Source organism: Streptomyces sp. NPDC016309 (genome assembly GCF_043077235.1).
Classification (GTDB): Bacteria; Actinomycetota; Actinomycetes; order Streptomycetales; family Streptomycetaceae; genus Streptomyces.
In genome coordinates, this window is sequence record NZ_JBIBSG010000009.1 from 251,111 (window position 1) to 268,471 (window position 17,361).

Consider the following 17,361-nt stretch of genomic DNA (forward strand, 5'->3'; position numbering starts at 1 on the left):
CGACCGGCCGGAGGTCACCGCCGCCAGGCGGCCAGCACCGACTCGATGGCCGGTGCCACCCGGGTACGCGCCTGGCGGCGGGGGACACGGCTCATCAGCAGCGCGTCGTACTCCGTGTCGAGGTGCCGCACCGACGCCCGTACCGCGGCGGTGACCGCGCCCTCGTCCAGCGCCCGCCCCGCCGCCGTCCGGCCCACCCGGCCGCTCCCGCGCTCCCCGGCGTGGGCCGCGATCCCGGCCGCGCGCTCCGGCGGGCACCCCGGGAACAGACGCAGGATCTCGGCCGCCAGCGCGTCCCGGAACCGCACGTCATCGGCGGCCCGGCGCTCCGCGTCCCGGGCCCGGCGGCGCGCCCGCGCCTCGGCGTCGGCCAGGCACGCCGCCTCCGCCCGCGCCAGGGCGACCTCCTCCACCAGGACGCCCCGGCGTTCGTACCGCGTGCGCCGCCGGTCGTGGCGGACGACCACCGCCCACAGACCACTCGCCTCCCGGGCCCGCCGGGTCAGCGCCGCGTCACCGCGCGGCAGGTAGACCAGATGGCCCAGGTCCGCGCAGTCCAGGCAGAGCGGCGCGTTGAACTCCAGCACCATCCGGGCCAGCGGCCCGCCGCGGCACTCCGCGCAGTGGCGCCGCTTCAGCGGTTCGACCACCACCAGCGGGGCCACCGGGCCGGCCATCTCAGCGCACGCCCGGAGCCGCGGCCTCGACGCACGCGGTCGGCGCCCCGGCCTCGACGCGCACGGCCGGCGCTCCGGCCGCGCCCGCCGCGCGCCGGCGCGCCCGCCGGTACGTGATGCCGGGCCGGGTGCCGGTCACCGCTGTGAGCGTCGTCTCCATGGCTCCGCGCTCCTCACGTCGTCCCGTAAATCATTCGATCCGCACGCGCCCCCACTGATTCAATTCCCCCGTGGCAACGACAAGACTCAATCAGATCATCGCAGTTGAGAAGGGCGTCAAGGCCAAGGCGCAGCAGGACCTGGCCGCGGCGCACCACGGGCTGCAGAAGCCCGCGCTGCTCGCCGGCATCGCGCGTACGTACCAGCCGAAGGACGAGGAGGGGGAGCAGCTCCCGCCCGAGTCGACCCTCGTGCAGGTCAAGGCGGAAGACGTGCTGCGGGACACGGCGAAGACGCTGACGAGGCTGTTCGACGTCACCGCCACCAAGGACTGGGCCAACTGCACCGCGCGCGCGGACGTCACCGTGGACGGGCGGGTGCTGGTCGCCCAGGCTCCCGTCGCGTACCTCCTGTTCCTGGAGAAGCAACTGACGGACATCGCCGCCTTCGTCCGCAAGCTCCCGGTGCTGGACGCGGCCGAGTCGTGGAGCCAGGACCCGTCGACCGACGCGTGGAAGACCGAGCCGGTGCGGACCCTGCGGACGAAGAAGGTGCCGCGCAACCACGTCAAGGCCGAGGCGACCGACAAGCACCCGGCCCAGGTCGAGGTCTACTACGAGGACGTCCCGGTCGGGTACTGGACCACGGTCAAGTTCTCCGGCGCGCTGCCCGCGCGGCGCGTCAACCAACTGCTGGAGCGGGTGGACAAGCTCCAGCAGGCGGTGAAGTTCGCCCGTGAGGAGGCGAACGGCGCGGAGGTCACCGACCAGCGCGTCGGCGACGCCGTGTTCGGCTACCTCTTCGGCTAACCCGCACGGCACACCAGACTCCCCGGCCCCACGCACCGTGGGGCCGGGGCGCGCGAGGAGCGCGAAGCTGAAGCTGAAGCTTGTCGTGACGGAGCGGTTCCGGTAAGGAGCCGCCCTGAGACTCAGACTCTTGCTCCAGACTCAGCATGCGCCGCTCATCGCTGGTACGACCGGGCCCGGAACCCGGTGCGCCGAAATGCCGGTTCGACTCCGGCCCGCGCAGCTCGATGCGCGGTCGTCCAAAGGCAGGACGCGGCGACATGAGATTCATCCGGGTCCCACCGTGCCGGCGTGTGATGGGAGCGGCACGACAGGGCTCGGGGGCCGGCTACGCCCCCGGGCCCGCTCCTTTCTTCCCGCCTTTCCCGCCTCTTCCCGCCTCTTCCCGCCTTCCCGCCCTTTCCCGGCCGCTGCCGCGGTACGCCGCTACTGGCGGTAGCCGCTCAGGAAGCGGCCGATCCGGCTGATGGCCGCGTCGAGGTCGTCGGCGTGGGGGAGCGTGAGGATCCGGAAGTGGTCGGGGCGGGGCCAGTTGAAGCCGGTGCCCTGGACGACCTGGATCTTCTCCCGCAGCAGCAGGTCCAGCACGAACTTCTCGTCGTCGTGGATGCGGTGCACCTTCGGGTCCAGGCGCGGGAAGGCGTACAGCGCGCCCTTGGGCTTGACGCACGAGACGCCGGGGATGGCGTTCAGCTTCTCCCACGCCCTGTCGCGCTGTTCGTGCAGACGGCCGCCGGGGGCGGTCAGCTCGTGGATGGACTGCCGGCCGCCGAGGGCGGCCTGGATGGCGTACTGGGCGGGCGCGTTGGGGCACAGGCGCATGGAGGCGAGCATCGTGAGCCCCTCCAGGTAGTTGCGCGCGTGCTGCTTGGGACCGGTGACGACCAGCCAGCCGGAGCGGAATCCGGCGACGCGGTACGTCTTCGACAGGCCCGAGAAGGTCAGGACGACCAGGTCAGGGGCGAGCGAGGCGGCGGTGTGGTGCACGGCGCCGTCGTACAGGATCTGGTCGTAGATCTCGTCGGCGAACACCATCAACTGGTGGCGGCGGGCGAGGTCGAGGATGCCCTCGACGATCTCCCGGGGGTAGACCGCGCCGGTGGGGTTGTTGGGGTTGATGATCACGACGGCCTTGGTGCGGTCGGTGATCTTGGACGCCATGTCATCGAGGTCGGGGTACCAGTCGGCGGACTCGTCGCAGAGGTAGTGCACGGGCCGGCCGCCGGACAGGGTGGTGACGGCGGTCCACAGCGGGAAATCGGGCGCCGGGATGAGGACTTCGTCGCCGTCCTCCAGGAGGGCCTGGACAGCCATGGTGACCAGCTCGGAGACGCCGTTGCCGAGGAAGACGTCGTCGACGTCCACATCGGGGAGGCCGAGGGCCTGGTAGCGCTGGGCGACGGCACGTCGGGCGGAGAGGATGCCGCGGGAGTCGGTGTAGCCATGGGCCCGGGGCAGCATCCGGATCATGTCCTGCACTATCTCCTCGGGCGCCTCGAAACCGAAGAGGGCCGGGTTGCCGGTGTTCAGGCGCAGCACGCTGTGACCCGCCTCCTCCAGGGCGTTGGCGTGTTCGATCACCGGGCCGCGGATCTCGTAGCAGACCTCGCTGAGCTTGCTCGACTGCCGGAACTCCATGCGCGACGACCTCCCTGAAACGGTGTTGCTTGGTTTTACCAAGTGCGAGCTTGGAAAGTCCAACAAGTTGTCTAGACTGCCTCGCATGCCACGACGACGTCGTTACGACCAGTACTGCGCCGCCGCCCGCGCCCTCGATGCCGTCGGTGACCGCTGGACGCTGCTGATCGTCCGCGAACTGCTCGCGGGTCCGCGCCGCTACACCGATCTGCACGCCGATCTGCCCGGCGTCAGCACGGACATGCTCGCCTCGCGGCTCAAGGACATGGAGCGGGACGGCCTGGTGACCCGCCGCCGGCTCCCGCCGCCCACCTCGGCGTACGTCTACGAACTCACCGGGCGGGGCCGGGACCTGATGCCCGTGCTGCGTGCCCTGGCGGCGTGGGGCGCGCCGGCCCTGGACGGGCCCCGCCCCACCGACGCGGTGCGGGCGCACTGGTTCGCCGTCCCGCTGCTGGACGCCCTGGAGGCGGCGGGCACGGGGCCGGTGATGGAGGTCCGCCTCGACGAGGGCACGTTCCACGCGCGGCTGGACGGCGCCGGTGGCACGGCCTCGTACGGCGAGGGTCCGTACGCCGGGGAACCGGACGTCCGCCTGGTCACGGACGCGGCGACGTGCGTGGACGTCGCGCGCGGGGAACTGTCCGTCGCGCAGGGCGTGGCGGCGGGGCGCATCGTGGTCGAGACGGGCGCCGTCGACGCGCCCGCGTGACGCGCCGTGCCCACGCGCCGGTGCCCATCGCCGGCGCTCACCCGCCCGCGCTCACCCGGCCGTGCTCACGCGCCCGCGTGCGCACGGGCGCGTGGGGCGTGGGCGCGTGGACGCGTGGGGCACGGGGCCGTCAGTGGGCGAGCGTCTCTCCGTACGCCCCGAACCCCGCGATCACCCGGCCGTCGCGGAAGGTCAGCACCTCGTACACACGGCCACCGATCTGGTTCCGGTAGTCGATCACCACCGCGTCGACGCCCACCCGTACGTCCAGCACCTCGAAGCGCAGGTCCGGGATGCGGCGCAGGCCCTCGGTCCAGTACTCCCGCAGCGCCTCCTTGCCGCGGACGGTGCCGGACGGGTCGCCGGTGAACCGGCTGACCATGGGGGAGGAGAAGGTCACGTCGTCGTGGTAGTGGGCCAGGATGCGGTCGATGTCATGGGAGTTCCAGTCGTCCTGCCACCGGACGGCGAACTCCCGTGCGTATGCGAGGTCCATGGAGCGGATGGTACGTGCGTCATGCACGCGGTGTGGCGGGTTCGGCCCGCCGCAGTGCCGCCGCCAGCCGGTCCCGCGCGGCGGTCTGGGCGGCGATCCGGGCGTCCAGCACCGCGAGCCGCTCCCGGGCGATGCCCAGACCCCGCTCCGAGGGCGGCGCCCCGGCCACGTCCCCGTCCAGACAGGCGCTGAACGCGGCCACGTCCTCCAACGTCAGCCCGGCATCGAGGAGATGCCGGATGTTGCGCACCCGGACGACCGCGCCCTCGTCGTACTCCCGGTACCCGTTGGACGCGCGGGCCGAGGTGATCAGACCCTGCTGCTCGTAGTGGCGGAGGGCGCGGGCCGTCGTGTCCGTCGCCCGTGCCAGTTCCCCGATGCGCATGTCGCTCCCTCCCGGGAGCATGGGTACCACGGCAGTCCGCCCGGCCGGTACGCGGTTCACGCCACGACCGCGCCCCCGTCCACGGGCAGGACGACGCCGGTCACGAAGGAGGCCCCGGGCGACGCGAGCCGTTCGACGGCCCAGGCGACCTCCTCGGGGCGCCCGACGCGGCCCAGCGGGGTGTGCGCCCGCTGCCACCGGCGCAGGGCGGCCAGGTCCTCGGGGGACAGCCCGGAGTGCTCGCCCATCGGGGTCTCGACCGCGCCGGGCGCCACGGCGACGACCCGGACACCGCGCGGCGCGAGCTCCACGGCCCAGCTCCGGGTGAGGACTTCGAGCGCCGCCTTGGTCCCCGCGTACACGGCGTTGCCCGGCCAGGCGCGCTGTCCGACCGAGGTCGTGATGTTCACGATCACGCCGCTCGCCGCCTCCAGGGCGGGCAGCGCGGCCTGCGCGAGGAGGACCGGTGCCACGAGGTTGGTGGCGAGCTGGGGCGCCATCGAGGCGCGGGTGTGGGTGCCGAGGCGGCCACTGCCCACGACGGCCGCGTTGTTGACCAGGACGTCGAGACGGCCGTGGAGGTCGAGCGCGGCGGCGACCACGCGCTCGGCCGCGCCGTCCTCGGTGACGTCGGCGGCCAGCGGCCGGATGAGGTCCCGGTGGCCCCGCGCGGTCTCGGCGAGGGGCTCGGGGCGGCGGCCGACGGCCAGTACGTGGGCGCCGCGCGCGGCGAACCTCCTGGCGGTGGCGCGGCCGATACCCGTCCCGGCGCCGGTCACGACGACGACCCGGGTGGTGCCGTCCGTTCCCGTGCCCCCGCCGCCGTCCGGGGTGTCCGCCGCATGCGCATCGGGGTCTGTCGTGCCGGTGCTCGTCGTGCCGGTGTGCGTGGTGCCGGTGTGCGTGGTGCCGCTGTTCGTCATGGGGCCGATCCTCGAACCCTGCCGCCAGTGACAAGGTCAAGTCCCCCCCGGGGGGGGCGGGCCCCGGGGCCGGCTGGGGCAGCATGAGGGCGTGGAACTCGAACCGATCACCTGGGAACGCCTGGCCGGCACGCTCGCCGCGCACGTGGACGGGCTCGCTCCGGCGGACGGCGGCCCCTGGCTGAAGGTCGCCGTCGACGGCGCACCGGCCGCCCGCCCCGGGGAACCGGCCGCGCTGCTGGCGGAGGAGCTGCGGCTGCGCGGGCGGGCGGTGATGGTGGTGGGGACGGAGGGGTTCCTGCGGCCCGCGTCGCTGCGGTACGAGTACGGCAAGGAGGACCCGGACGCGTACTACGACGGCTGGGTCGACACCGGCGCCCTGTGGCGGGAGGTCTTCGGGCCACTGGAACCGGACGGCGACGGACGGGTGCTGCCCGACCTGTGGGACCCGGCCACCGACCGGGCGACCCGCAGCCCGTACCGGATGCTGGCCCCCGGCGGGGTCCTGGTCCTGCACGGGCCGTTCCTGCTCGGCCACTGGTTCCCCTTCGACCTGACGGTCCACCTGCGGCTGTCGCCCGGAGCCCTCGCCCGCCGCACCGAGCGGCGGTGGACGCTGCCGGCCTTCGCCCGGTACGAGGACGAGGTGACCCCCGCCGAGGCCGCCGACGTCGTCGTGCGCGCCGACGACCCCCGTCACCCCGCCTGGACCGGCCTGCCCTAGGTCGTGTCGGACACTCCCCAGGCGGGTTCCGGCGTTCCCGTCCCCGCGCGCGGCACACGTCCCGGCCGCCGGGCCCCGCCCCGCCCGGCCGCCTCACGCTTCCGGGCGGCCGCCCAGGAGCGTGACCGCCGTCGCACCGGCGCGACAGCCGGCCTCCGCGGCCGCCGCCGGGTCCGCTCCGGCCAGCCGGGCCGCCAGGAACGCGCCCGTGAACGCGTCGCCCGCGCCTGTGGAATCCACCGCCGCGGCCGCCGGAGCCGCCACCCGCGCCACGACCCGCCCGGACACGGCCACCAGGGCCCCCGCCGCGCCCAGGGTCATCGCCACCAGCGGGAAGCGGCGGCTCAGCGCGGCCGCCGCGTCCCCGGGGCCGGCCAGACCCGTCAGCAGCGCGGCCTCCTCGGCGTTGGGCAGGAGCAGGCCGGCACCCTCGACCGCGGCCAGGAACCGCTCCGCGCCCAGTCCCCTGACGAACCCGGCCGACGCCGGGTCCACGCTCACCGGCACGTCCCGCTCCCGCGCCGTCGCCAGGGCCAGCCGCGCCGTCTCGCGGCTGGCCCCGGCGAAGAACAGGTACCCGGACAGATGCAGGTGGGACACCCCGTCCAGCAGGGTTGGCGACCAGTCGCCAGCCGCGAGCCGGAGGGCCGCGCCGCTGTCCGTGAGGAACGTCCGCTCGGCCGCCGCGTCGACCAGCGCGACCACCGTCGCCGTCGGCGCGGCCGGGTCCCGTACCAGCAGCGGCCGTACCCCGGCACGCCGCAGCCACTCCTCGTGCCAGGCCGCCCGGTCGGTGCCCACCCGCGCCAGTATCCGCACGTCTGGGCAGCCCGAACGGGCCGCCCAGCACGCCACGTTGGCCCCCGCCCCGCCCGGCAGGGTCCGGATCTCCGCGGCCGTGTCGGTGGCCGGGGCGAGGGGCGTCAGGTGCCGGGCCACCACGTCGGTGACCACGTCCCCGACCACGAGCAGGGCGCCGCTCACAGGGCGGCCGCGACGCGCGCCGCCAGCCGCACGTTGCCGCGCACCGCCGCCAGGTTGGCCTCCAGCGACGCCCCGTCGGTGTGCCGTGTCAGGTACTCCAGCAGGAACGGCGTCACGGCCTGACCGGTGATCCCCCGCTCCCGGCACTCGTCCAGCGCCCGCGCGAGCACCCGGTCGTGCAGCCCCGGGTCGAGCTGCTCCTCCTCCGGCACCGGATTGGCGACGACCAGCGCCGCCTCCGGGCCGCCCAGTGCGTCCTGCGCCCGCATCACCGCGGCGACCTCCTCCGGGGACCGCACCGTCCAGTCGACCGGCTCGCCGGACGAGGCCAGGTAGAAGCCGGGGAAGCGGTCCGTGCCGTACCCGAGGACACCGACCCCCAGGGTCTCCAGCCGCTGGAGCGTCGCCGGCACGTCCAGGATGGACTTGACCCCCGCGCACACCACGGTGATCCGGGTCCGCGCCAGCAGCCGCAGGTCCGCCGACTCGTCCTGGGCGCGCGTCCACTCGCGGTGCACCCCGCCCAGCCCGCCGGTCGCGAAGACCCGGATACCGGCCCGCGCCGCCAGGAACGCCGTCGCCGACACCGTCGTCGCGCCGCTCGCCCCCACCGCCAGGGCGGGAGCGAGGTCGCGATGGCCCAGCTTCCGCACGCCGGGACCGGTCGCGACCCGCTTCAGTTGCTTCTCGTCCAGCCCCACGCGCGCCACACCGTCCAGCACCGCGATGGTCGCCGGCACGGCCCCGCCGGCCCGTACGAGCGCCTCCAGCTCCCCGGCCACGGCCAGGTTCCGCGGCCGGGGCAGGCCGTGCGCGATGATCGTCGACTCCAGGGCGACGACCGGCCTGCGTGCGGCCAGCGCCTCCCGTACCTCTTCCGACAGCGTCACTGTGGTCTCCGGCATGTCCCATCCCTGGCGCGGCGGCGGCTCGCGCAAACGTCCGGACGGTCACCTTCCCGTTGCGGCGCGCGGCCGCCCGGACCGCGTCGCGCGACCGGTGCCGAGGGCCCCGGCCGGTCGGGGGCCGCGTGGTGGCCCCCGCTACAGTCACCGGCCATGACGACCCTTGAGCGACCCTCCTTCGCCGTGCACATCCCCGACGCCGAGCTGGAACCCGAGCCGCTGGACCCCGCGCAGATCGTCTCCGGGGACCCGGTGGTGACCGGCAAGGTGCTGTGGGAATCGGCCGACGGCACGCAGTTGCGCGGCATCTGGCAGATCACGCCCGGCGTGGTGACCGACACCGAGGCGAACGAACTGTTCGTGGTGGTCAGCGGGCGCGCCACCGTGGAGGTCGAGGGCGGCGACACCCTGGAGCTGGGACCGGGCGACGCGTGCGTGCTGCGCGAGGGCGACCGCACGACGTGGACGGTGCACGAGACGCTGCGCAAGGCGTACCACATCAGCCTCTGAGCCGGTCCCGTCCCGGGCCCGCCGTCCCAGGCCATTCGTCCCCGGCCTGCCCGTCCCCAGCCCGCCGGGTCCCGGGCCGCCGGTCGCGTCCGCGCGCGGTCAGGACCGCGCGTGCCGTACCGTCAGGGCGGCCAGCGGGAGCAGCAGCGCCGCGCCCACCGCGTTCAGCCAGCCGTACCCCGCCTGGGCGACGATCAGTCCGGCCCCCGCCCCGCCGATGCCCGCCGCCGTGTTCATGGTCAGGTCCGACAGGCCCTGCACGGCGGCCCGGGCGGACTGCGGGACGGAGTCGGTCAGCAGCGCGGACCCGGACACCAGCCCCGCGGACCACCCCAGCCCCAGCACGAACAGCCCCGCCGCGGTACGCCCGTGGCTCGCCCCCGCCGTACCGGCGAGGAACGCGGCCACGGCCAGCAGCCCCACCGCCAGCCCGATCACGGCCGGCCGGCCGAGCCGGTCCGACAGCCAGCCCATCACCGGCGAGAACGCGTACATCCCCGCGATGTGGCCGCTGATGACGAGCCCGATGAGCGTGATGCCCGCCCCGTGGTGGCTGAGCGCCACCGGGGTCATCGACATGATCGAGACCATCGCGGTGTGCGAGACCGCCACGGCGACCAGCGCCAGCCGGGCACGCGGCGACTCCCGTACGGCCCGCACGCCCGCCCGCAGCGACCGGCCCCCGGGGCCCGTGTCCTTCTCGCCGCCGGCGGCGAGCGCCCGCGCGGTCAGCAGCGGATCGGGCCGCAGCAGGGCCGCGACCACCGCCGCCGAGACCAGGAACACCCCGGCCGCCCAGAGGAACGGCCCGGCCGCCGCCGGTATGCCGAGACCCGCGACGCTCCGCCCGGCGGGCGCGGCGATGTTGGGTCCCAGCACCGCGCCGATGGTCGTCGCCCACACCACCGTGGAGATGGCCCGCCCGCGCCGCTCCGGCTCCGCCAGGTCCGCCGCCGCGAACCGCGCCTGGAGGTTGGCCGACGACCCGGCGCCGAACCCCGCCATGCCGGCCAGCAGCAGCGGGAAGTTCCCCGCGACGGCCGCCACGACCACCACGCCCGCGCCGACCGCCCCGATCAGGTAAGCCAGGACCAGCCCCGGCCGCCGCCCCCGCGAGGCCATCAGCGCGGCCAGCGGTACGGACAGCAGGGCCGTCCCGGCCACGGTGGCGGTCGGCGCCAGCCCGGACAGCGCCTCGGTCCCGCTCACCTCCTGCGCCAGGACGGAGGCCAGGGCGATCCCGGTCGCCACCCCCAGCCCGCCCAGGATCTGGCTGGCGATGAGGACCGCCGCGGTCCTCCGCCGCAAGGCGGGCAGGCCGGCCGCGGTGACGCCGGACGGCGCGCACACGGAACCGGCGCCGGAGGCCGGGGCCGTCACCGCTCCGGAGGGCTCGGGAACGTCGGGATCAGTAGTCACCGCGGCAGTTTGCCACCCCTTACAGGATCGGAACAGCGGCTTAGAACAGCGGTTGCGGAAGGATGCCTTCCAGGGCCAGCAGCTTCCGCTTGGTCTCCAGACCCCCGCCGAACCCGCCGATCCCCCCGTCGCTCTCCACCACGCGGTGGCACGGCACCACCAGCGGCAGCGGATTGGACCCCATCGCCGCGCCCACCGCCTGCGCCGCCCCCGGCTGCCCCACCCGGCCGGCCAGGTCCCCGTACCCGACGACCGAGCCGTACGGCACGCCGGACGCCAGCTCGCGCAGCACCTGCCGGTTGAAGCCGGCCGTCAGCGACCAGTCCAGCCGCACCCCGAACGTCTTCAGCCCGCCCGCGAAGTACGCCTCCAGCTCACGTATCGGCTCGGCCAGCCACCCCGTGGCCCGGTGCACCGGCTCGGCGCCGAGCCGCCCCGCCAGCCGCTCCAGCGCCCGCTCCCGCACCCGGTCGTCCGCGTGGAACACCACGCTCACCAGCCCCTCGCCCGTCGCGGCGAGCAACAGCGGGCCGATGTCGCTGTCCACGACGGCCCACTCCAGGAACTGCCCGTTGCTGTCCATGAAGGCCACCGTACGACCGCCCACTGACAACGCCGACAACGCCGGCAACGCCGACCGGCCCCGCCCCCCGCCGGACGGGCGCGGACGGAAGCCCTCCGGACGCCCGGCACCGGAGCCTCCGGCCGGCGAACCGACCCGCCGGTGTCCGATCGGTGACCCACGGGCCGTAGCCTCGCCCCCGTACCAGCGGGTACACATGGCACCACCGGTGCCGCGGCACGAGCGCGGGGCGCGCGGACGGCGGGGCACGAGGAACGAGAGGCGTACGGGCATGCAGGCCACGGTCGACGGTTTCAGCTACGGCTTCATCACGCCCGTGGCCGCCTTTCTCATGGCGTGCCTGGGCGGTGCCCTGGGCCTGCGCTGCATCGCCCGGTCCCTCCGCGAGCACGGCACCTTCTCGCCCGGCTGGCTCGCCCTGGGGGCCACCTCCATCGGCACGGGCATCTGGACCATGCACTTCATCGCGATGATGGGCTTCACGGTGCAGGAGGCACCGGTCGGCTACGACCCCGCCATCACCTTCGCCAGCCTCCCGGTGGCGGTGGTGACGTCCGGCATCGGGATCTTCATCGTCGGGTACCGGGGCGCCACCGTGATGGCCCTGGGCACCGGAGGCACCCTCATGGGCCTCGGCATCGCCACCATGCACTACCTCGGCATGGCCGGCATGCGCCTGCCGGGCCGGCTCCAGTACGACACCGCCACCGTCGCCCTCTCCGTCGTGATCGCGGTCGTGGCGGCGACCTCGGCGCTGTGGGCGGCCGTCGCGGTCCAGGGGCTGCTGCCCAGCCTCGCCGCCGGTCTGGGCATGGGCGTCGCGGTCACCGGCATGCACTACACCGGCATGGCCGCCGTCAGCGTGCACCTGCACGGCGAGGACCCCGCCCCCGGCTCCGACACCGCCTGGCTGCTGGGGCCCATGCTGCTCGGCCCGGTGGTGTTCCTGCTGCTCGCCGGGATCATGGTGGTCTTCGACCCGCTCCTGGTGGCGGGCGACCCCGGCCGGCGCGGGCCGATCCCGTCGCCCCGCCGTCCCGGGATCCCGGCCGCCTGGCAGGAGGGCCACGCCTACGGCGGGTCAGCCCTCCCGCCGCCGGTCCGCCGGACCCGCCGCCGGGCCCGCGCCGGCGACCGCTGACCGGCCGGAACACGGCCCGCGCCGCCGGCTCCGGGCCGCCGCCGGGAGGTCCGGCCGGCCCGCTCGCCCCCCGACTGTCAGTGCCGGGTCGTACGGTGGTTGCATGCGGCCCGTTTCCAAGATCGAACGCTCGGTGGCGCCCTTCGAGGTCGTCAGTCCCTACCAGCCCAGCGGCGACCAGCCCACGGCCATCGCCGACCTGGCCCGGCGCATCGACGCGGGGGAGAAGGACGTCGTCCTGCTCGGCGCGACCGGCACCGGCAAGTCGGCGACGACCGCCTGGATGATCGAGAAGCTCCAGCGCCCCACCCTCGTCATGGCGCCGAACAAGACGCTGGCCGCCCAGCTGGCCAACGAGTTCCGCGAACTCCTGCCCAACAACGCGGTCGAGTACTTCGTCTCGTACTACGACTACTACCAGCCCGAGGCGTACGTCCCGCAGTCGGACACCTACATCGAGAAGGACTCCTCGATCAACGAGGAGGTCGAGCGGCTGCGTCACTCGGCGACGAACTCGCTGCTGACCCGCCGGGACGTCGTCGTGGTCGCCTCCGTCTCCTGCATCTACGGCCTCGGCACGCCCCAGGAGTACGTCGACCGGATGGTCCCCCTGAAGGTCGGCGAGGAGATCGACCGGGACCTGCTGCTGCGCCGCTTCGTCGACATCCAGTACACCCGCAACGACCTGGCCTTCACCCGCGGGACGTTCCGGGTGCGCGGCGACACCATCGAGATCTTCCCGGTCTACGAGGAGCTCGCCGTCCGCATCGAGATGTTCGGCGACGAGATCGAGGCGCTGTCCACGCTCCACCCGCTCACCGGCGAGATCATCAGCGACGACCGCGAGCTGTACGTCTTCCCGGCCAGCCACTACGTGGCGGGGCCGGAGCGCATGGAGAAGGCGATCAACGGCATCGAGCGGGAGCTGGAGCTGCGCCTGGCCGAGCTGGAGAAGCAGGGCAAGCTGCTGGAGGCCCAGCGCCTGCGCATGCGCACCACGTACGACATCGAGATGATGCGCCAGATCGGCTCCTGCTCCGGCATCGAGAACTACTCGATGCACTTCGACGACCGCGAGCCGGGCTCCCCGCCCAACACCCTCCTCGACTACTTCCCCGAGGACTTCCTGCTGGTCATCGACGAGTCCCACGTCACGGTGCCCCAGATCGGCGCCATGTACGAGGGCGACGCCTCCCGCAAGCGCACCCTCGTCGACCACGGCTTCCGGCTGTCGTCCGCGCTCGACAACAGGCCGCTGAAGTGGGAGGAGTTCCAGGAGCGTATCGGCCAGACGGTCTACCTCTCGGCCACCCCGGGACAGTACGAGATGTCCCGCTCCGACGGCTTCGTCGAGCAGATCATCCGGCCCACCGGCCTGGTCGACCCCGAGGTCGTGGTCAAGCCCACCGAGGGCCAGATCGACGACCTGGTCCACGAGATCCGGCTGCGCACCGAGCGCGACGAGCGCGTGCTCGTCACCACCCTCACCAAGAAGATGGCCGAGGACCTCACCGACTACTTCCTGGAACTGGGCATCCAGGTCCGCTACCTGCACAGCGACGTCGACACCCTCCGCCGGATCGAGCTGCTGCGCGAACTGCGGGCCGGTGAGTACGACGTCCTGGTCGGCATCAACCTGCTCCGCGAGGGCCTCGACCTCCCCGAGGTCTCGCTCGTGGCCATCCTCGACGCGGACAAGCAGGGCTTCCTCCGTTCCGGCACGTCGCTGATCCAGACCATCGGCCGTGCGGCGCGCAACGTCTCCGGCCAGGTCCACATGTACGCGGACACCATCACCCCGGCCATGGCGAAGGCCATCGACGAGACCAACCGCCGCCGCGAGAAGCAGGTCGCGTACAACACGGCCCACGGCATCGACCCGCAGCCGCTGCGCAAGAAGATCAACGACATCGTCGCGACCATCGCGCGCGAGGAGGTCGACACCGAGCAGCTGCTCGGCACCGGCTACCGCCAGTCCAAGGACGGCAAGGGCGCCAAGGCCCCCGTTCCCTCGCTCGGTTCCGCGTCCGCGCAGGCCGGCGGCAGGGCGACCGGCAAGGCGGGCAAGGGCGGCACGGCGGCCGGCAAGGGCGCCCTGGTCAGCGACCGCCCGGCGGCCGAACTGGCCGGAATCATCGAGGAGATGACCGCGCGGATGCGCGCGGCCGCCGCCGAGCTCCAGTTCGAGGTGGCGGCGCGGTTGCGTGACGAGGTCGGCGAGCTGAAGAAGGAGCTGCGGCAGATGAAGGAGGCGGGCATCGCCTGACGCGGCGGGCCGGTGTGTTGCAACACCGCCACAAAAGCGGACCTGGCCTGATGCGGCCCCCCGGCCACTGCGTAGGGTGCTGGTCAACCGCACTCTTCCTATGGTCGCGGGGGTAGGCAATGAGAGGGGACAGCGCGTGACGGTCAACATGACCAAGGGCCAGGCCATCAGCCTGCAGAAGAGCGACGGGGGTACTCTCACCGCGGTGCGGATGGGGCTCGGCTGGCAGGCGGCTCCGCGCCGCGGTCTGTTCGGCTCGCGCACCCGGGAGATCGACCTCGACGCCTCGGCGGTGCTCTTCGCCGAGAAGCAGCCCGTGGACGTCGTCTTCTTCCGCCACCTGGTCAGCGACGACGGCTCGGTGCGCCACACCGGCGACAACCTGGTGGGCGGCGCGGGACAGGGCGGCGACGACGAGGCGATCCTCGTCGACCTCCAGCGGGTCCCCGTGCACATCGACCAGATCGTCTTCACGGTGAACTCCTTCACCGGCCAGACGTTCCAGGAGGTCCAGAACGCCTTCTGCCGCATCGTCGACGAGACGAACGGCCAGGAGCTCGCGCGCTACACCCTGGACGGCGGCGGCCAGTACACCGCGCAGATCATGGCCAAGGTGCACCGAGCCGGGACCGGCTGGCAGATGACCGCCCTGGGCAACCCGGCCAACGGCCGTACGTTCCAGGACCTGATGCCGTCGATCCTGCCGCACCTGTAGGACGCACCGCACCGACCACCCGCAGCTCCCGGAGGCCAGGCCGCCGGGAGCTGCGTTTCACCGAGGCACCGAGGCACCGAGGGGACACAGGGATGACGGCCGAGCTGGTCCGGGGGCAGAACCACCCCCTGCCCGACAGCCGACTCGAGATCCGGGTGACGGCCGGCGCGCCGGTCGTCGCGGGCGCCACGCTCGCCGACGCCGCGGGCACGGCGACCGGCCCCGAGTGGGTCGCCCACCCCGGCTCGCCCGCGCTGCCGGGCCTGGAGGTGTCGCGGCAGGCGGCCGCCGGGCACCGGCTCGCCGTGGACCTCGACGCCCTGCCCGGGGCGGCCCACCGGGTGACGGTGTTCCTCGCGCTGCCCGACGGTGCCGGCGGCCCGGACCGGTTCGGTGCCATGGCGGCCCCGTTCGCCGCGGTGGTGGCCCTCGACGGCACCGAGATCGCGACGTACACCCTCACCGGGCTGGACACCGAGTCCGCGGTCGTCGCCCTGGAGCTGTACCGCCGTCAGGGCGCCTGGAAGGTACGGGCCGTGGGGCAGGGGTACGCGGGCGGGCTCACCGCGCTCCTCGCCGACCAGGGCCTCGACCGTGCCGCCGACGTCGCCGCCACCGTCCACGCGGCGGTCGCGGACGGCATCACCCGGTCGGTCGCCGCGCCCCCGCCCCGCGCCGCCGGGGGCGACCGCGCCAGGCACGGCGCCTCACTGACGGCGTCCGGCGCACCCGCCGGCCCCGGCGAGCCGGTCCCCGCCGACCTCGCCCCCGACACCACCCAGGTCACCCCCGCCGCCGGGCCCGCCCCGGCGGCCCCGCCCCACGGGCCGGCCCCGGCCACCCCGACCGGCCCCGCGACCCCGGCCGGGCCCGCCACCGGCGGCCCGATCAGCTACGCGCACCCGCGCCGCGGCTCGACCACGCCCCCGCCGCCGCCCCCGGCCCAGCAGCCCGCGCAGCAGGGCGGGCCCGCCCGGCCGGTCGCCGGTGACGCCAGCGGCTGGTCCATGGACGAGCGCCTGTACAACCAGGTCTGGGGCATGTTCGAGGACCTGGCCCGCACCACCGCCGCGTACCGCAGCGCCGTCGACTTCGCCGAGTCCCGCATGGACCAGGAGCTCGACCGGGTCCTGTCCGACCCGCGCAGCCGGATCGGCACCGCCGGTGACGCGGCCCGCGCGGCGGCCCGCGCCAGGTGCGACGAGCTGACCGCCCGGGCCCGGGAGGCGCTCGACCGGGACCTCGCCCAGCTCACCGCCGAGTCCGAGGTCGTCGAGCCCGCCCTTCCGGTCGCCTACGCGGGCTGGGACAACCCGGTCTGGCACGGCTACCGGGTGCCCGCCGAGGCCCCGATGGCGCTGCGCCTGGGCGACCTCCACCTCCCCGAGCGTCCCGAGCTGCGCATCCCCATGCTGATGCGGCTGCCGCTGGAGCGCGGTCTGTGGGTGGACAGCGGCCGCTCCGGCTCCGAGGCCGCCGCCGCGCTGGACGACGGTGAGCTGCGCCGGCTGGCGGTGGACACCGCGGTCCTGCACGCCGCGCGGCTGCTCGCGGTCCACCCGGCCGGCGCGTACGCGGTCCACGTCATCGACCCGGCGGGTGCGGCGGCCGCCTCGCTCGCCCCGCTGACCGCGTCCGGGGCCCTGGCGGCACCGCCCGCGGCCGGTGCCGCGGGAGTGGCCTCCGTCCTCGGCGCGCTCACCCAGCGGGTGGAGCTGCTCCGGATGGCCGTGAGCGGGGGAGCGACCGACGCCCTCCCGCCCGGCCTGGACACGGCCGACCAGCTACTGATCGTCAACGACTTCCCGCACGGCTTCGACGACCGGACCGTCACCCAGCTCCGCTACCTGGCCGACGAGGGCCCGGCGGTCGGCGTCCATCTGCTGCTGGTGGCCGACCGGGAGGACGCCCGGGCCTACGGGCCGGTCCTCGACCCGCTGTGGAAGTCGCTGCTGCGCCTGACGCCCGTTCCGGACGACCACCTCGCCGATCCGTGGGTCGGCCACGCCTGGACGTACGAGCCGCCCCGGCTGCCGGCCGGCAGCGGGATCCTCGGTCAGGTCCTCTCCCAGGCGGTCGACGCCCGTACCAACTGGCGCCGCTGACCTGCTCTTTTGAAAGTTCTTTTACTGTTCCCTTTACCTCCCTTTGGTCTTTGGGGTAACGTTCTTGGTGCGGAGGGGAGTACTCCCGTACGCGGCGTACCCGTCAATACGGACGGTCGGACATGAGACCGGTCCCGGGGCGCCGGCCCGCGGCACGACCGGTCATCGGGACCGGGCCGCCCCGGGTGGAAGAGACCTCCGGCAGCGACG

At 74.3% G+C, this 17,361-nt stretch carries 18 protein-coding genes and 1 tRNA gene; 9 read left to right on the forward strand and 10 right to left on the reverse strand.

Annotated features, from left to right (window positions below; genetic code table 11):
- Positions 1-14 precede the first annotated feature (14 nt).
- Positions 15-677 (reverse strand): DUF2293 domain-containing protein, encoded by a 663-nt coding sequence (locus ACF068_RS23645; RefSeq protein ID WP_392276268.1) that lies wholly within the window; start codon positions 675-677, stop codon positions 15-17.
- A gap of 1 nt (position 678) precedes the next feature.
- A complete protein-coding gene (locus ACF068_RS23650; protein WP_392276269.1) occupies positions 679-837 on the reverse strand; it encodes a hypothetical protein in 159 nt (52 codons plus the stop codon).
- Between the two features lie 70 nt (positions 838-907).
- On the opposite strand from ACF068_RS23650, the gene ACF068_RS23655 reads away from it, so the two are divergent.
- The gene (locus tag ACF068_RS23655) at positions 908-1,645 is read left to right on the forward strand and encodes a hypothetical protein (protein WP_392276270.1); all 738 of its coding nucleotides are present in this window, start codon (positions 908-910) and stop codon (positions 1,643-1,645) included.
- A 147-nt stretch (positions 1,646-1,792) separates the two neighbouring features.
- Positions 1,793-1,868 (forward strand) — tRNA-Pro (locus tag ACF068_RS23660).
- A 203-nt stretch (positions 1,869-2,071) separates the two neighbouring features.
- On the opposite strand, the gene ACF068_RS23665 is transcribed toward ACF068_RS23660, so the two are convergent.
- The gene (locus ACF068_RS23665; protein ID WP_392276271.1) at positions 2,072-3,283 is read right to left on the reverse strand and encodes a pyridoxal phosphate-dependent aminotransferase; all 1,212 of its coding nucleotides are present in this window, start codon (positions 3,281-3,283) and stop codon (positions 2,072-2,074) included.
- Positions 3,284-3,368: 85 nt separating this feature from the next.
- Between ACF068_RS23665 and ACF068_RS23670 the strand changes: the two genes are divergently transcribed.
- Positions 3,369-3,995 carry a winged helix-turn-helix transcriptional regulator gene (locus ACF068_RS23670; RefSeq protein WP_392276272.1) on the forward strand — a complete coding sequence of 209 codons (627 nt, stop codon included), beginning with the start codon at positions 3,369-3,371 and terminating at the stop codon, positions 3,993-3,995.
- 130 nt (positions 3,996-4,125) lie between these two features.
- Here the strand turns inward: ACF068_RS23670 and ACF068_RS23675 are convergent, their stop codons facing one another.
- Genes ACF068_RS23675 through ACF068_RS23685 form a run of 3 tightly spaced genes read right to left on the reverse strand, consistent with a single transcriptional unit; the run spans position 4,126 to position 5,799 of the window.
- Positions 4,126-4,491, reverse strand: a complete 366-nt coding sequence (locus ACF068_RS23675; RefSeq protein WP_392276273.1) for a nuclear transport factor 2 family protein — start codon at positions 4,489-4,491, stop codon at positions 4,126-4,128.
- Between the two features lie 19 nt (positions 4,492-4,510).
- Entirely contained in the window at positions 4,511-4,876 is a 366-nt protein-coding gene (locus tag ACF068_RS23680; RefSeq protein WP_392276274.1) for a MerR family transcriptional regulator, read from the reverse strand.
- A 56-nt stretch (positions 4,877-4,932) separates the two neighbouring features.
- Complete coding sequence (locus ACF068_RS23685; RefSeq protein WP_392276275.1) at positions 4,933-5,799, reverse strand: SDR family NAD(P)-dependent oxidoreductase; 867 nt, start codon at positions 5,797-5,799, stop codon at positions 4,933-4,935.
- 91 nt (positions 5,800-5,890) lie between these two features.
- Here ACF068_RS23685 and ACF068_RS23690 point away from each other — a divergent pair, with 91 nt between their 5' ends.
- Entirely contained in the window at positions 5,891-6,523 is a 633-nt protein-coding gene (locus ACF068_RS23690; RefSeq protein WP_392276276.1) for a uridine kinase, read from the forward strand.
- A gap of 93 nt (positions 6,524-6,616) precedes the next feature.
- On the opposite strand, the gene ACF068_RS23695 is transcribed toward ACF068_RS23690, so the two are convergent.
- Both ACF068_RS23695 and ACF068_RS23700 read right to left on the reverse strand, forming a co-directional pair.
- Positions 6,617-7,507, reverse strand: a complete 891-nt coding sequence (locus ACF068_RS23695) for a carbohydrate kinase family protein (protein WP_392276277.1) — start codon at positions 7,505-7,507, stop codon at positions 6,617-6,619.
- Positions 7,504-8,412, reverse strand: coding sequence for a pseudouridine-5'-phosphate glycosidase (locus ACF068_RS23700; RefSeq protein ID WP_392276278.1), 909 nt, complete (start codon positions 8,410-8,412; stop codon positions 7,504-7,506). The genes ACF068_RS23695 and ACF068_RS23700 overlap by 4 nt, the downstream gene beginning before the upstream one ends.
- Before the next feature lie 153 nt (positions 8,413-8,565).
- Here ACF068_RS23700 and ACF068_RS23705 point away from each other — a divergent pair, with 153 nt between their 5' ends.
- The gene (locus ACF068_RS23705; protein WP_392276279.1) at positions 8,566-8,922 is read left to right on the forward strand and encodes a cupin domain-containing protein; all 357 of its coding nucleotides are present in this window, start codon (positions 8,566-8,568) and stop codon (positions 8,920-8,922) included.
- A gap of 99 nt (positions 8,923-9,021) precedes the next feature.
- Here the strand turns inward: ACF068_RS23705 and ACF068_RS23710 are convergent, their stop codons facing one another.
- The gene (locus ACF068_RS23710) at positions 9,022-10,272 is read right to left on the reverse strand and encodes an MFS transporter (RefSeq protein ID WP_392276425.1); all 1,251 of its coding nucleotides are present in this window, start codon (positions 10,270-10,272) and stop codon (positions 9,022-9,024) included.
- A 109-nt stretch (positions 10,273-10,381) separates the two neighbouring features.
- Positions 10,382-10,924, reverse strand: coding sequence for a methylated-DNA--[protein]-cysteine S-methyltransferase (locus ACF068_RS23715; RefSeq protein ID WP_392276280.1), 543 nt, complete (start codon positions 10,922-10,924; stop codon positions 10,382-10,384).
- 271 nt (positions 10,925-11,195) lie between these two features.
- On the opposite strand from ACF068_RS23715, the gene ACF068_RS23720 reads away from it, so the two are divergent.
- From ACF068_RS23720 to ACF068_RS23735, 4 genes are all read left to right on the forward strand, one after another.
- Entirely contained in the window at positions 11,196-12,065 is an 870-nt protein-coding gene (locus ACF068_RS23720; RefSeq protein WP_392276281.1) for an MHYT domain-containing protein, read from the forward strand.
- A gap of 103 nt (positions 12,066-12,168) precedes the next feature.
- On the forward strand, positions 12,169-14,331 hold the full coding sequence (gene uvrB, locus ACF068_RS23725) for an excinuclease ABC subunit UvrB (protein WP_392276282.1): 2,163 nt from the start codon (positions 12,169-12,171) through the stop codon (positions 14,329-14,331).
- Between the two features lie 136 nt (positions 14,332-14,467).
- Positions 14,468-15,046, forward strand: coding sequence for a TerD family protein (locus tag ACF068_RS23730; RefSeq protein WP_392276283.1), 579 nt, complete (start codon positions 14,468-14,470; stop codon positions 15,044-15,046).
- A gap of 92 nt (positions 15,047-15,138) precedes the next feature.
- Positions 15,139-17,151 (forward strand): TerD family protein, encoded by a 2,013-nt coding sequence (locus tag ACF068_RS23735; protein ID WP_392276284.1) that lies wholly within the window; start codon positions 15,139-15,141, stop codon positions 17,149-17,151.
- The last annotated feature ends 210 nt before the right edge of the window (positions 17,152-17,361 follow it).

Bases quoted from the DNA above. Each gene is read 5' to 3' on its own strand.
- ACF068_RS23645 (WP_392276268.1), bottom strand. From the start codon at position 677: ATGGCCGGCCCGGTGGCCCCGCTGGTGGTGGTCGAACCGCTGAAGCGG.
- ACF068_RS23650 (WP_392276269.1), bottom strand. From the start codon at position 837: ATGGAGACGACGCTCACAGCGGTGACCGGCACCCGGCCCGGCATCACG.
- ACF068_RS23665 (WP_392276271.1), bottom strand. From the start codon at position 3,283: ATGGAGTTCCGGCAGTCGAGCAAGCTCAGCGAGGTCTGCTACGAGATC.
- ACF068_RS23670 (WP_392276272.1), top strand. From the start codon at position 3,369: ATGCCACGACGACGTCGTTACGACCAGTACTGCGCCGCCGCCCGCGCC.
- ACF068_RS23675 (WP_392276273.1), bottom strand. From the start codon at position 4,491: ATGGACCTCGCATACGCACGGGAGTTCGCCGTCCGGTGGCAGGACGAC.
- ACF068_RS23680 (WP_392276274.1), bottom strand. From the start codon at position 4,876: ATGCGCATCGGGGAACTGGCACGGGCGACGGACACGACGGCCCGCGCC.
- ACF068_RS23685 (WP_392276275.1), bottom strand. From the start codon at position 5,799: ATGACGAACAGCGGCACCACGCACACCGGCACCACGCACACCGGCACG.
- ACF068_RS23700 (WP_392276278.1), bottom strand. From the start codon at position 8,412: ATGCCGGAGACCACAGTGACGCTGTCGGAAGAGGTACGGGAGGCGCTG.
- ACF068_RS23705 (WP_392276279.1), top strand. From the start codon at position 8,566: ATGACGACCCTTGAGCGACCCTCCTTCGCCGTGCACATCCCCGACGCC.
- ACF068_RS23715 (WP_392276280.1), bottom strand. From the start codon at position 10,924: ATGGACAGCAACGGGCAGTTCCTGGAGTGGGCCGTCGTGGACAGCGAC.
- ACF068_RS23720 (WP_392276281.1), top strand. From the start codon at position 11,196: ATGCAGGCCACGGTCGACGGTTTCAGCTACGGCTTCATCACGCCCGTG.
- uvrB (WP_392276282.1), top strand. From the start codon at position 12,169: ATGCGGCCCGTTTCCAAGATCGAACGCTCGGTGGCGCCCTTCGAGGTC.
- ACF068_RS23735 (WP_392276284.1), top strand. From the start codon at position 15,139: ATGACGGCCGAGCTGGTCCGGGGGCAGAACCACCCCCTGCCCGACAGC.